We start from the raw sequence: 11,718 nt of genomic DNA on the forward strand, positions 1-11,718 counted from the left end.
ACCGGTTTCGGAAGCGGTTCCGTAGATCAAAGCCGAGACCGCAACGGGCCGTCAATCACGGAGTGGTAACGAATCGCGGCTTAGTTCACGACTTGGAAGAAGTCGCCTCTTCCGTCGGGTGGGACGGCATGATGAACTCGGGGGCGAGCGGCCCGCCTGGGGCCCCGCAGCGTGAGGTTGGGGTATGGAAGTTCGCCGGACCACGGTGCGGGACATGCGCCGGTCCAACCGCTCGGTGATCCTCACCAGCATCTACCGTGACGGTCCGCTGAGCCGCCAGGAGCTGACCGGCCGGACCTCGCTCAGTGCGGCGAGCGTGAGCAACCTGGTCGCCGAACTGATCGCCGAAGGCGTCGTCGAGGAGGCCGGTTCGGTCGAGTCCGAGGGCGGCCGGCCGCGGGTGCTGTTGCGGGTGGCACCGACCTTCCGGTACGTCGCGGGTGCCGAGGTGGGGGAGACCCGGGTCCGCGTCGAGCTGTTCGATCTGGCCATGAACGTGCTGGCCCGGGCCGACCACCCGATCAGCTCGCCGACGCCCGAAGAGGTCGTGAAGCACGTCCTGGAAGGGCTTTCGGCCGTCGTCGCGTCCTCGGGAGTGCGCCCCGAGCAGATCCTCGGCCTCGGGGTCGCGGTCTCGGGTGTCGTCGAGGACAACGCGATCGTCGACGCGCAGACGCTCGGCTGGGACGCCGTACCGCTCGCCGCGATGCTTGCCGAGGGCACCGACATACCGGTGCACGTGGACAACGGCGCGAACATGCTCGGCCAGGCCGAGATGTGGTTCGGCGCGGGCCGCGGCGCGACCGACGTGGTCGTGGCCCTGGTCGGCTCCGGTGCGGGCTCGGCCCTGGTGGCCGGTGGCTCCAGCTACCGCGGCGCCCGCAGCAGCGCGGGCGAGTGGGGCCACATGACGATCGTGTACGGCGGCCGCCAGTGCCGCTGCGGCGCCTTGGGCTGCCTCGAGACCTACGTCGGCGCGGAAGGCGTCCTGGACCGGTACCGGCAGGCCGGCGGCGTGGTCGACGGTGACGAGGAGACCGCGTTCGTCGAGCTCCTGGAGTCGGATTCGGAGCTCGCGGCAACCGTCGTCGACGACACGATCGGCTATCTGGCCGCGGGCTTCGCGAACCTGGTCAACCTGGTCAACCCCGAGCGCATCGTGCTCGGCGGCTGGGCCGGCCTGCTGCTCGGCGAGAAGCACCTGGACGAGTTGCGTTCGGAGGTCGGCAAACACGCCCTCCGCCGCCCCTACGCCCAGGTGTCCATCGTCCTGTGCGAACTGGGCCGCGACGCCGTCGCGCTAGGCGCCGCGACCCTCCCCGTAGTACGTCTGCTCCGCGACGGCGGCGCAGTACGTTAGACGGTCCACTTCTGGTTGGCGGCGCCGGTGCAGGTCCAGGTTTGGAGGGGTGTGCCGTTGGCGGAGTTGTTGCCGGTGACATCGAGGCACTTGTTCGCCTGCGGGTTCACCAGGTCGTGGCCGGAGGTGTAGGTCCATTTCTGCGCGCCGGTTCCGTTGCAGGTCCAGAGCTGGACCTTGGCGCCGTCGGCGAGTGAGCCGGCGTTGACGTCGAGGCACTTGCCGAGCGCGCGGATCGTGCCGTCACCGGGGCGCGTCCACGTCTGCGCGTTCGTGCCGTTGCAGTCGTACAGCTGCACCGGCGTACCGTCGGCGGAGTTGGCGGCCGCGACGTCCATGCACTTGCCGGCCAGGCCGGTGATCTGCGAGCCGCCGCCGCCCGAGCTGCCGAGCGTGGAGACGCGGACGTAGTCGACGGTCATGGTCTGCGGGAACACCGTCGTACCGTCCGGGTAGCCCGGCCAGTAGCCGCCGACCGCGAGGTTCAGGATCATGAAGAACGGGTGGTTGAAGACCCAGGTGTTGCCGCCGAGGTCGGCCGGTGTCCGGCGCTGGTACTGCACGCCGTCGACGTACCAGGTGATCGAGTCCGGGGCCCAGTCCACCGCGAAGGTGTGGAAGTCGTCGGCGAACGACCAGCCGTTCGGATGGTTGTACGCGGCACCGATCCCGCCGGCGCCGGAGTAGCCCGGGCCGTGGATCGTGCCGTGCACGGTGGCCGGCTCCTTGCCGATGTTCTCCATGATGTCGATCTCGCCGTCGTTCGGCCAGTTGCCGCCGCCGAGCATCCAGAACGCGGGCCAGATCCCTTGTCCGCGGGGGATCTTGATGCGGGCCTCGAACCGCCCGTACGTCTGGGTGAAGGTCTGCGCGGTGAGCAGCCGGGCCGACGTGTACTGGCACGGGCCGTAGTGGCACTGGTAGCCGCCGTTCTCCTGCCGGGCGGTGATCACCAGGTTGCCGTTGCCGTCCAGCGCGGAGTTGCGGGTGCTGTTGGTGTAGTACTCCATCTCGTTGTTGCCCCAGCCGCTGCCGCCGATGTCGTACCGCCACTTGGCGGGGTCGGGGGCCTGGCCGGCGGGGCCGTCGAAGGTGTCCTCCCAGACAGTCGCTGTCGTGGCGGCGGCGGCCTGCTGGTGCCCGGTGGCCGCGGGCTGGAGGAGGGCGGTGCCGGCGAGTGCGGCACCGATTGCGAGGAACGCGAGCATGCGGGGACGCTTCATGAGTACCTCATTTCGGGGGCGTCTGAATGAGGGCAATGACTGGCCCGCAGCGTGCCGTGAGAACGCTCTCAGGTCAAGCCCGAGACTAATTAAAAGATCTGAAAAAAGTCTCGCCTTCGGCGTTGACACTGCTGTGCACGAATGGTTACCTCATGCTGACCAGCTGTTGCGGCGCGGGCAGACGCCGACAACGCGAACCGCCCCACACTCCCCGTATCTAAAGGGATACCGCCACAAGGGAGAACCGCCCCATGCCCGCGAAACGGCTTTTGCCGGCCGTGGTCGCCGCGCTCTGCGTGGCCGCCGCCGGACTCGGCTTCGGAACCGCTCCACCCGCCGTCGGCTCGGTCGCCGCCGGCGAACAGGTCAACATCTGGCTGACCACCACCAACGACTCGGCCGGCCGCAACGTGACCCGCGGTCTGCAGCAGCAGACACCGGTGAACTTCGGACCGGCCGGCGGGACCGCGAACCAGACCGTCACGGTCAACGAGAACACCACGTACCAGTCCTTCGAGGGCGGCGGCGCCTCGTTCGCGGACAGCTCCGCCTGGCTGCTGAACAGCAGCAACGTGATCTCGGCCGCGACCCGCGACCAGGTGATGCGGGACCTGTTCGACCCGGTGAACGGGATCGGTCTCGCGTTCGTCCGCAACCCGATGGGCGCCTCCGACCTCGCCCGCTTCAACTACTCCTACGACGACACCTGCTGCGACCTGAACGACTTCAGCATCCAGCACGACCTCGCCGACGTCGTACCGCTGACCAAGCAGGCGCGGCAGCTCAACCCGGCGCTGAAGGTGATGGGCTCGCCGTGGAGCGCGCCGGCCTGGATGAAGGACAACAACGACTTCGTCCACCGCGGCTGGCTGAAGTGGGAGTACGCGCCGATGTACGCGCAGTACTTCGTCAAGTACCTGCAGCAGAACGAGGCGCAGGGCAACCACATCGACTACATCTCGGTGCAGAACGAGCCGACCTGCTGCGGCAGCGACAGCACCGGCTACGCGTCGATGAACTGGAACGGGTCCGGCCTGCTCGAGTTCACCAAGAACAACCTGATGCCCGCGCTGCAGGCGGCCGGTCTCACCACCAAGGTGCTGATCCTCGACTACAACTGGGGCAACTACAACGACCTCGGCTCGGTCCCGATCGCCGACGCCGCGCTGCGCAGCCACCCGAACTTCGGCGGGATCGCCTGGCACGGGTACGGCGGTGACGTGAACCTGCAGACGCAGGTGCACAACCAGTACCCGGGCGTGAACGCGTACATGACCGAGCACTCCGGCGGTACCTGGATCGCGAACCAGCAGGTCGAGGACATGAACAACCTGATCGACTACACCCGCAACTGGGACAAGTCGTGGGTCAAGTGGGGTATCGCGCTCGACGAGGACCACCTGCCGTACGTCGGCGCCGGCTGCAACGTCTGTACCGGGCTCGTGACGGTGCACCGCAACGACGGCCAGCGTGGTCAGGTCACCAAGACGGTCGAGTACTACACGATGGGCCACCTGACCAAGTTCGTGAAGCCGGGTGCGCTGCGGATCGACTCGACCGCGAACAGCTCGGTGAAGAACGTGGCCTGGAAGAACCCCGACGGCTCCAAGGCGCTGATCGCGTTCAACACCACGGGCAGCTCACAGTCCGTGCGGGTCAACTGGGGCTCGCAGTCCTTCGTCTACACGCTGCCGACCAAGACGTCGGCGACCTTCACCTGGTCGGGCTCGCAGAGCGGCGGTGGCGGTACGAGCGGGCAGATCACCGGCCTGGGCGGCAAGTGTGTCGACGTCGCCGGTGCGAACTCGGCCGACGGTACGACGGTGCAGCTGTACGACTGCAACGGCACCACGGCCCAGCAGTGGTCCCGTCCTGGCGACGGCACGCTCCGCGCGCTCGGCAAGTGCTTGGACGTTTCGGGCGGTTCTGTGGCCAACGGCGCCAAGGTGCAGTTGTGGACGTGTAACGGCAGCGGGGCGCAGCAATGGAACTACACAAGTGGCAATGACCTGGTGAATCCACAGGCGAACAAGTGTCTCGACGTCACCGACAACACCTCCGCCAACGGCACCCCACTGCAGCTGTGGAGCTGCACCGGTGCGGCCAACCAGAAGTGGACCATCTCATGAAGCGATTACTCGCAGTGGGCGCGACGCTCGTCCTGGGACTGACTCTGGCTGCACCGGCTGTCACGGCTCAGGCAGCCACCGGTGCTGTCACCGGTCTGGCCGGCAAATGCATGGACGTCGCCGCGGCGAACAGTGCCGACGGCACGCAGGTCCAGCTGTACGACTGCAACGGTACGAGCGCACAGCAGTGGACGCGCTCCAGCGACGGAACCCTGCGCGCACTGGGCAAGTGCCTGGACGTGTCCGGCGGGTCTGTGGCGAACGGCGCCAAGGTGCAGCTGTGGACGTGCAACGGCAGCGGCGCGCAGCAGTGGACGTACACGTCCGGGCGTGACCTCGTGAACCCGCAGGCGAACAAGTGTCTCGATGTCACCGGCAACAACTCCGCGAACGGTACGCCGCTGCAGCTGTGGAGCTGTACCGGTGCGGCGAACCAGAAGTGGAACGTCCCGGCGGCCGACGACGGACCTCCGCCGGCGGGTGGTGCGCCGATGGCGGCCGCGCCGTATCTCTACCAGGGCTGGGGTGACCCGCCGAACCCGGCGACCGTGATGAACGCGTCGGGGGTGAAGTGGTTCACGATGGCCTTCATCTTGTCGAACGGCTACTGCAACCCGCAGTGGGACGGTTCACGACCGCTGACCGGCGGCGTGGACCAGCAGGCGCTCAACACGATCCGCTCCAACGGCGGCGACGTGGTGGTCTCGGTCGGCGGCTGGTCCGGCAACAAGCTGGGACAGAGCTGCGGTACGGCGAGCGAGCTGGCGGCGGCGTACCAGAAGGTGATCAACGCGCTGTCGCTGAAGGCGATCGACGTGGACATCGAGGACCAGGAGTTCTCCCAGGCCGCCGTCCGGCAGAAGGTCGTCGACGCGCTGAAGATCGTCGAGCAGAACAACCCGGGGATCGCGACGTACCTGACCTTCGGGACCACGACGTCCGGGCCGGACGGCAACGGTCAGGACCTGATCCGGCGCGGCGCGGCGTCCGGGCTGAACCTGGACGGCTGGGTGATCATGCCGTTCGACTTCGGCGGCGGGTCGACCAACATGGGCACGCTGACCCGGCAGGCGGCCGACGGGCTGAAGAACCAGGTGAAGGCGGCGTACGGGCTGACCGACGACGCGGCGTACCGCAAGATCGGCATCTCCTCGATGAACGGCATCACCGACGTCGCGGGTGAGCGCGTCAACCTGTCCGACTTCGAGTCGATGCTGTCGTACGCGTCCGAGCACCACCTGGCCCGCTTCACGTTCTGGTCGGTCAACCGCGACCGCCCGTGCACGGGCGGCAGCGCCGACAGCTGCTCCGGCATCTCCCAGAACCCCTGGGACTTCACGAAGGTGATCGGCCGCTACCGCGGATAGCGGATCGCCAGGCCATCACAATTGGCCGGCGGCGAGGCGTCCCGCTGGGGCGCTCGCCGCCGGCCTTCGATTGTGATGGCCTGGGCGTCCGTCGTTTGACCCTCCGGTTACCGGAGGGTGGAAGCTTGGGGCATGACGGCGACGGTGACGGTGGGGGAGTTCTCCCGCCTGACGCATCTGAGTGTGAAGACCCTGCACCACTACCACGACATCGGCCTGCTCGCGCCGGTCTCCATCGACGCGTCGTCGGGCTACCGGCGCTACGGGACGGACCAGGTCGACACCGCGCTGCTGATCCGGCGGCTGCGGGAGCTGCGGATGCCGCTCCCGGATGTCCGGGCGGTGGTCGAGGCGTCCGACGGGGCGGCGCGCGAGGAGACGCTGCGTGCCCATCTCGAGCGGATGGAGCAGGAGCTCGCGCACACCCGCGAGGTCGTCACGTCGCTGCGTCAGCTGCTCACGCCCGGTCGACCGATCCTCGACGTGCAGTACCGGTTCATCCCGCCGTTCCGGGCGTACGGCGTGACCGGGCACGTGGTGCGGGACGAGATCGGGCCGTGGTGCGAGTTCGCCTTCGGCCGGCTCGACGCCGTCGGCGCCGGCATCCGGGCGACGTCGGGAGCGACGTACTCCGACGAGTTCTTCACCGAGGACGCCGGCCAGGTGACCGCGTTCCTGCCGGTCGCGCTCGACCAGGCTCCGGCCGACGGGGTGGATCTCGTCGACCTCCCCGGCGGGTATTTCGCGATCGCCGTGCACGCCGGCCACATGACCGACTTCGACCGGACGTACGGCGCGCTCGGCAGCCACGTCGCGGAGTACTGCGAGATCGCGCCCGGCCCGATCCGTGAGCTCTATCCCATCGGCCCGGGGGACGTCCCCGATCCGGCCGACTACCGAACCGAGGTCTGCTGGCCGATCCAGCGGATCCCAGTACTGAAAGGCTGAGCATGTCCATTTCTCTTGAGAGCATCGCCTTCGACTGTGCCGACGCCGCCGCGCTGGCCGGCTTCTGGGCGGGTGTGTTCTCGACCGACGTCGATGCGGACGGCAACGAGTTCTTCGCGACCGTGAACCGGGAGGCCTCCGGGCCGACGCTGATGTTCCTGCAGGTCCCGGAGCCGCGCAACGGCAAGAACCGCCTGCACGTCGACCTGGCCGCGACCGACTGGGCCGCCGAGGTCGACCGCCTCGTCGGCCTGGGCGCCAAGCGCGTCGACGAGCACAACGAGTACGGCGTGCACTGGATCACGCTCGCCGACCCGGAGGGCAACGTCTTCGACGTCGCCGAACACTAGGCCCGGTCCGGCCCTGGTCGGGGGGATTGCCAGGTCGCCGCCCGGGGAGGAGGGTGAGAAGTGTCCGGCGGCGCCGCCGGGGCGCTGCCCTGAGCGTAAGGGGGGTGGATCGTGTACGCGCGTTCCACCACGATCAATGCCGCGCCGGCGTCGGTCGATGCCGGCATCGCGCAGGTGCGCGACGAAGTGATGCCGATGCTCATGGACATGGACGGCTGCATCGGCCTGTCCATGATCGTCGACCGGGAGTCCGGCCGGTGCATCGCGACCAGCGCCTGGCAGTCGGAGGAGGCGATGCGGGCCTCCGACGAAGCGCTCCGGCCGGTCCGCGAGCGGATCGCGGAGACCATGGGCGGGTCGGGTCCGCAGGTGCAGGAGTGGGAGATCGCCGTACTGCACCGTGACCACCGGTCCTCCGCCGGCGCGTGCGTCCGGGCGACCTGGGTGAAGATCGACCCGGCGACGATGGATCGGGCGATCGACGTCTACAAGCTGGCCTCACTGCCGCGGCTCGAGGACCTGGCCGGGTTCTGCAGCGCGAGCCTGCTGGTCGATCGGGCCTCCGGCCATGGGGTGTCCTCGGTGACGTACGACAGTCAGGAGGCGATGGACAGCAACCGGGAGGCCGCCGCCTCGATGCGTGCCTCGACCTCCAAGGACGCCGGCGCGGAAGTCCTGGACGTCCGCGAGTTCGAGCTCGCCATCGCGCACTTACGGGTGCCCGAGATGACCTGACCGCTCAGGGAGCGTGACCGAAGGTGGCGGTGAACGCCTCCCGGAACAGGTCCGCCAGGTCGGGCTCGCCGTCGTCGGCGGCCCAGCGCAGCAAGGCGGTATGAGTCACTCCGAGTACGGCGCTCGCGGCCGCGCGGGCGCCGTACTCCTGGCTGGGACCGATCGCGTTCACGAACGCCTCCTGCAGGCGGAACTGACTGTCCAGGTGACGGGCCTGGAGCGCCGGGGTCGAGATCATCAGCCGGAGGCGTGCGAGCAGCAGGTCGTGCTCGGTGGTGGCCACCAGGTCGAGGATGGTCACGACGGTGCGGCCGATGCGGTCGGTGAGTGAACCGGTGGCCGGGAGTTCCGCGATCGTGGCGGCGGTCAACTGGTCGAAGTCGTCGTACAGGACCAGGTCTTCCTTGGTGGGGAAGTTCCGGTAGACCGTCATCGCCGAGACGCCGGCCGCGGCGGCGACGCCGTTCACCGTGGTCGCGTCGTACCCGCGGTCGGTGAACAGGCGCAGCGCCTGCCGCTGGATGCGTTGCCGGGTGTCGGCACGCTGGCGGTCCCTCAAGCTCATGTGGTAGATACTAACAACATGATAGTTTCTAACATGAACGACAGGGTGGCGTTGGTGACCGGGGCCTCGCGCGGCATCGGGCGAGCGATCGCTGAGCGGCTGGCCGCGGCGGGAGCCGAGGTGGCCGTGCACTTCCACCAGGACAAGGCCGGTGCGGAGGAGACGCTGGAGCGGATCGGCGGGCGCGGGTTCGTGATCGGCGCCGAGCTCGGCGTGCCTGGGGACACCGACGGCGTCGTCGATCAGTTGACCGCGGGGCTGGCGGGTCGGCGGCTGGACGTGCTCGTGAACAACGCGGCGGCACCGCCCGCGGGTCCGATCGGCACGGACACGGAGGCGGCTTTCGACCGGTTGATGGCGGTGAACGTGCGGGCGCCGTACTTCCTGATCCAGCGCTTGCTGCCGGTGCTGTCGGACGAGGGCCGGATCGTGTCGATCTCGTCGGTCGCGACCCGGATGGCGAACCCGGCGCAGACGTCGTTCGCGATGACCAAGGGTGCGCTCGAGACGATGACGCGCACGTTGGCGCAGCAGTTGGGCGCGCGAGGGATCACGGTGAACGCCGTCGCGCCCGGTGCGACCCGGACCGAGGCGAACGGGGCGTTCTTCGAGGCGCCCGGGCTGACCGAGCTGATCGTCGCCCGGACGGCGCTCGGCCGGCTGGGCGGTGGTGACGATGTCGCCGAGGTGGTCGCGTTCCTCGCCTCGCCTGCCGCGCGATGGATCACCGGGCAGGTCGTGGACGCTTCCGGCGGGCTACACCTCGGGGTCGGCTGATTCGCTGTCGAGGAAGAGCTGTACGCCGGGGTGGGTGCGTAGCGCCGTACCGGGATGGTCCGGGCCGATCGGCTGCGTGAGGGTGTCGTGGACGGCCTGGCGCTTGACTGCTCCGGGGACGGATCCGATCAGCGCGCGGGCGTTCAGCAGGCGGGGGATGGTGACGGTGATCGCGTGGGTCGGTACGTCGTCCATGCCGGGGAAATTGCCCTCGTCGACCTGCTGCTTGCGGCTGGTCTCGTCCAGTGCGACCAGCCGGACCGCCTCGGCAGCGCTGAAGTCGGCGGGCGGGTCGTTGAACGCCAGATGCCCGTTGACGCCGAGGCCGAACAGGACGAGATCGAACGGCTCGTCGCCCATCAGCTTCGCGTAGGGGTCCGGGCCGTCCTCGGGATCCAGTGGGCGGAACGTTGCCTGTGGCACCTTGTCGAGGAAGTTCCGGCGTAGCCAGTTCCGGAACGACTGCGGTGCGGCGGGATCCAGCCCGACGTACTCGTCCATGTGAAAACACTCGACCCGGCTCCAGTCGAGGCCCGGTTCGGCCGCGAGCGCGGTCAGCGTGGCGGTCTGGCTGGGGGCGGCTGCGAGCATGATCCGGGCCCGCCCGCCGGCCGCGATCGCCTTCAGGATCTGCCCGGCGGCGGCGGTCGCGGCAGCGCGGCCGAGCTGCTCGCGGCTCGGGTGCGTGCTGATGCGCGGAGCGTGCTCGACTGTCATGGACCCTCCCGGCGGCGTGTGTGCTGGGGAAAGCCTCGCACAACCGGGGGTTTTCCACCGGTCGGTACGGTGGATGACCAGACCCGAAGACGGCGGCTGGCTCCAGTGTGTGGACAGTGTCCATGGATCTAGCGTCGTCCGCATGCTGACGACGACGAATCAGGTGATGATGGCCGCGCTGCAGGCGACGCAGGAACCGACCGGTGGGGTGGCCGGGTGGGCGATCGATCTCATGGAGCGGCTGGGCCCGGCGGGAGCGGGGGTCGCGGTCGCGCTGGAGAACCTGTTTCCGCCGTTGCCGAGCGAGGTGATCCTGCCGCTGGCCGGGTTCGCGGCGGCGCGCGGTGACTTCGGCCTGGTCGCCGCGATCGTCTGCACCACGCTCGGATCGGTGATCGGCGCGCTCGCGCTGTACGGCGTGGGTGCCGTGCTGGGCCGCGACCGGATGCGGGCGCTCGCCGGGAAGCTGCCGCTGGTGAAGGTGCGCGACGTCGACAAGGCCGAGGAGTGGTTCCTCCGGCACGGGCCCAAGGCGGTGCTGATCGGGCGGCTGGTTCCGGTGGTGCGCAGCCTGATCTCGGTGCCGGCCGGCGTCGAGCGGATGCGGGTCGTGCTGTTCCTGCCGCTGACCGCGATCGGCAGCCTGGTGTGGAACTCGTTGCTGATCCTGGCCGGGTATCAGCTCGGCGAGCGGTGGCATCTGGTGGAGTCGTCGGTCGGCGTGTTCCAGAAGTTGGTGATCGTGGCCGCGCTGGCGGCGGTCGGGTGGTTCGTCGTGGTCCAGCTCCGGGCCAGGCATTCGGATGCTGAGAAAGTCCAGTAGGCAGCTCCACTTTGACTACTCTCGAGGCAGTTGCTGCACAGTTGCCGCCGAGGTTCCGGGAGATGGGTCAGATGCCGTCAGTCGCGTTCGAGTCGAAGGTCGCGCCGGAACCACCGGTCTGGCCGCAGTCGGTGGTCACGGTGGTCGGCAACCCGCGCGCCGGATCACGGACCGCGGCCGCCGCGGCGTCCGTCGCGGAGCTGCTCGCCTCCGAGCTCGGGACGCCGTACCGGATCGACGAGCTGATCGACCTGGTGACGCTGGCGCCGGCGATCTTCCAGGGTGACCAGGCGGGCGCCGAGACGCAGTCCGCGCTGGAGGCCGCGATCGAGCTCGTGTCGTCGGCGTCGGTGATCGTCGTCGCGACACCGGTCTACAAGGGCAGCTACACCGGCCTGCTGAAGAGCTTCCTCGACGTGCTGCGTCCTTCGGCGCTGGCGGGCTCCGTGGTCGTCCCGGTGACGGTGGCGGCCGCGCCGAGCCACAAGCTGCTCGCCGACCAGCATCTGCGGCCGGTGCTGGCGGAGCTGGGCGCGAGCGTCCCGGTGCCGGGCGTGCTTCTGGAAGAGCGCGATCTGGAGGACCTGCAGGTCGTCCTGTCCGGCTGGATCCGCGCCAACGCCGGCATCATCCAGGCCACCACGATCGCCCTCCAGCCGGTCGCCGAGCCGACGCCTGCAAGATAAACCGGCGCGGGCCGGCAGCGCCGGGATCTATCGTCGGC

12 protein-coding genes are annotated in these 11,718 nt (G+C 69.0%); 9 read left to right on the forward strand and 3 right to left on the reverse strand.

Translation table 11 applies throughout. The annotated features are described in order from the left end of the window. Positions 1–184 precede the first annotated feature (184 nt). On the forward strand, positions 185–1,360 hold the full coding sequence (locus ABZX12_RS30320; protein WP_355698698.1) for an ROK family transcriptional regulator: 1,176 nt from the start codon (positions 185–187) through the stop codon (positions 1,358–1,360). Here the strand turns inward: ABZX12_RS30320 and ABZX12_RS30325 are convergent. Continuing rightward, complete coding sequence (locus tag ABZX12_RS30325; protein ID WP_355698700.1) at positions 1,357–2,583, reverse strand: family 16 glycosylhydrolase; 1,227 nt, start codon at positions 2,581–2,583, stop codon at positions 1,357–1,359. The genes ABZX12_RS30320 and ABZX12_RS30325 overlap by 4 nt on opposite strands. A 251-nt stretch (positions 2,584–2,834) precedes the next feature. Here ABZX12_RS30325 and ABZX12_RS30330 point away from each other — a divergent pair, with 251 nt between their 5' ends. The 5 genes from ABZX12_RS30330 to ABZX12_RS30350 all read left to right on the forward strand — a co-directional run bounded on the left by ABZX12_RS30330 (position 2,835) and on the right by ABZX12_RS30350 (position 8,112). Then, the gene (locus tag ABZX12_RS30330) at positions 2,835–4,712 is read left to right on the forward strand and encodes a ricin-type beta-trefoil lectin domain protein (protein ID WP_355698702.1); all 1,878 of its coding nucleotides are present in this window, start codon (positions 2,835–2,837) and stop codon (positions 4,710–4,712) included. Then, on the forward strand, positions 4,709–6,079 hold the full coding sequence (locus tag ABZX12_RS30335; protein ID WP_355698704.1) for a ricin-type beta-trefoil lectin domain protein: 1,371 nt from the start codon (positions 4,709–4,711) through the stop codon (positions 6,077–6,079). The genes ABZX12_RS30330 and ABZX12_RS30335 overlap by 4 nt, the downstream gene beginning before the upstream one ends. Before the next feature lie 132 nt (positions 6,080–6,211). Further along, a complete protein-coding gene (locus tag ABZX12_RS30340; protein ID WP_355698706.1) occupies positions 6,212–7,027 on the forward strand; it encodes a MerR family transcriptional regulator in 816 nt (271 codons plus the stop codon). A 2-nt stretch (positions 7,028–7,029) separates the two neighbouring features. Then, on the forward strand, positions 7,030–7,377 hold the full coding sequence (locus tag ABZX12_RS30345) for a VOC family protein (protein ID WP_355698708.1): 348 nt from the start codon (positions 7,030–7,032) through the stop codon (positions 7,375–7,377). A 111-nt stretch (positions 7,378–7,488) separates the two neighbouring features. Next, a complete protein-coding gene (locus ABZX12_RS30350; RefSeq protein ID WP_355698709.1) occupies positions 7,489–8,112 on the forward strand; it encodes an antibiotic biosynthesis monooxygenase in 624 nt (207 codons plus the stop codon). A 4-nt stretch (positions 8,113–8,116) separates the two neighbouring features. Here the strand turns inward: ABZX12_RS30350 and ABZX12_RS30355 are convergent, their stop codons facing one another. Further along, positions 8,117–8,677, reverse strand: a complete 561-nt coding sequence (locus ABZX12_RS30355; RefSeq protein ID WP_355698711.1) for a TetR/AcrR family transcriptional regulator — start codon at positions 8,675–8,677, stop codon at positions 8,117–8,119. 33 nt (positions 8,678–8,710) lie between these two features. Between ABZX12_RS30355 and ABZX12_RS30360 the strand changes: the two genes are divergently transcribed. Continuing rightward, positions 8,711–9,454 (forward strand): SDR family oxidoreductase, encoded by a 744-nt coding sequence (locus ABZX12_RS30360; RefSeq protein ID WP_355698713.1) that lies wholly within the window; start codon positions 8,711–8,713, stop codon positions 9,452–9,454. On the opposite strand, the gene ABZX12_RS30365 is transcribed toward ABZX12_RS30360, so the two are convergent. After that, positions 9,434–10,171 carry a 6-phosphogluconolactonase gene (locus tag ABZX12_RS30365; protein ID WP_355698714.1) on the reverse strand — a complete coding sequence of 246 codons (738 nt, stop codon included), beginning with the start codon at positions 10,169–10,171 and terminating at the stop codon, positions 9,434–9,436. The two genes, ABZX12_RS30360 and ABZX12_RS30365, sit on opposite strands and share 21 nt — an antisense overlap. A gap of 142 nt (positions 10,172–10,313) precedes the next feature. On the opposite strand from ABZX12_RS30365, the gene ABZX12_RS30370 reads away from it, so the two are divergent. Together ABZX12_RS30370 and ABZX12_RS30375 are read left to right on the forward strand one after the other, a co-directional pair. Further along, positions 10,314–10,994, forward strand: coding sequence for a DedA family protein (locus ABZX12_RS30370; protein ID WP_355698716.1), 681 nt, complete (start codon positions 10,314–10,316; stop codon positions 10,992–10,994). A 71-nt stretch (positions 10,995–11,065) separates the two neighbouring features. Then, complete coding sequence (locus tag ABZX12_RS30375) at positions 11,066–11,680, forward strand: NAD(P)H-dependent oxidoreductase (protein WP_355698718.1); 615 nt, start codon at positions 11,066–11,068, stop codon at positions 11,678–11,680. The last annotated feature ends 38 nt before the right edge of the window (positions 11,681–11,718 follow it).

The organism is Kribbella sp. NPDC003505 (assembly GCF_040610875.1).
In the GTDB taxonomy this organism is placed as follows: Bacteria; Actinomycetota; Actinomycetes; order Propionibacteriales; family Kribbellaceae; genus Kribbella.

Excerpts from the sequence above, each read along its gene's own strand:
- ABZX12_RS30320 (WP_355698698.1), top strand. The coding sequence starts at position 185 with ATGGAAGTTCGCCGGACCACGGTGCGGGACATGCGCCGGTCCAACCGC.
- ABZX12_RS30325 (WP_355698700.1), bottom strand. The coding sequence starts at position 2,583 with ATGAAGCGTCCCCGCATGCTCGCGTTCCTCGCAATCGGTGCCGCACTC.
- ABZX12_RS30330 (WP_355698702.1), top strand. The coding sequence starts at position 2,835 with ATGCCCGCGAAACGGCTTTTGCCGGCCGTGGTCGCCGCGCTCTGCGTG.
- ABZX12_RS30335 (WP_355698704.1), top strand. The coding sequence starts at position 4,709 with ATGAAGCGATTACTCGCAGTGGGCGCGACGCTCGTCCTGGGACTGACT.
- ABZX12_RS30340 (WP_355698706.1), top strand. The coding sequence starts at position 6,212 with ATGACGGCGACGGTGACGGTGGGGGAGTTCTCCCGCCTGACGCATCTG.
- ABZX12_RS30345 (WP_355698708.1), top strand. The coding sequence starts at position 7,030 with ATGTCCATTTCTCTTGAGAGCATCGCCTTCGACTGTGCCGACGCCGCC.
- ABZX12_RS30355 (WP_355698711.1), bottom strand. The coding sequence starts at position 8,677 with ATGAGCTTGAGGGACCGCCAGCGTGCCGACACCCGGCAACGCATCCAG.
- ABZX12_RS30360 (WP_355698713.1), top strand. The coding sequence starts at position 8,711 with ATGAACGACAGGGTGGCGTTGGTGACCGGGGCCTCGCGCGGCATCGGG.
- ABZX12_RS30365 (WP_355698714.1), bottom strand. The coding sequence starts at position 10,171 with ATGACAGTCGAGCACGCTCCGCGCATCAGCACGCACCCGAGCCGCGAG.
- ABZX12_RS30370 (WP_355698716.1), top strand. The coding sequence starts at position 10,314 with ATGCTGACGACGACGAATCAGGTGATGATGGCCGCGCTGCAGGCGACG.
- ABZX12_RS30375 (WP_355698718.1), top strand. The coding sequence starts at position 11,066 with ATGCCGTCAGTCGCGTTCGAGTCGAAGGTCGCGCCGGAACCACCGGTC.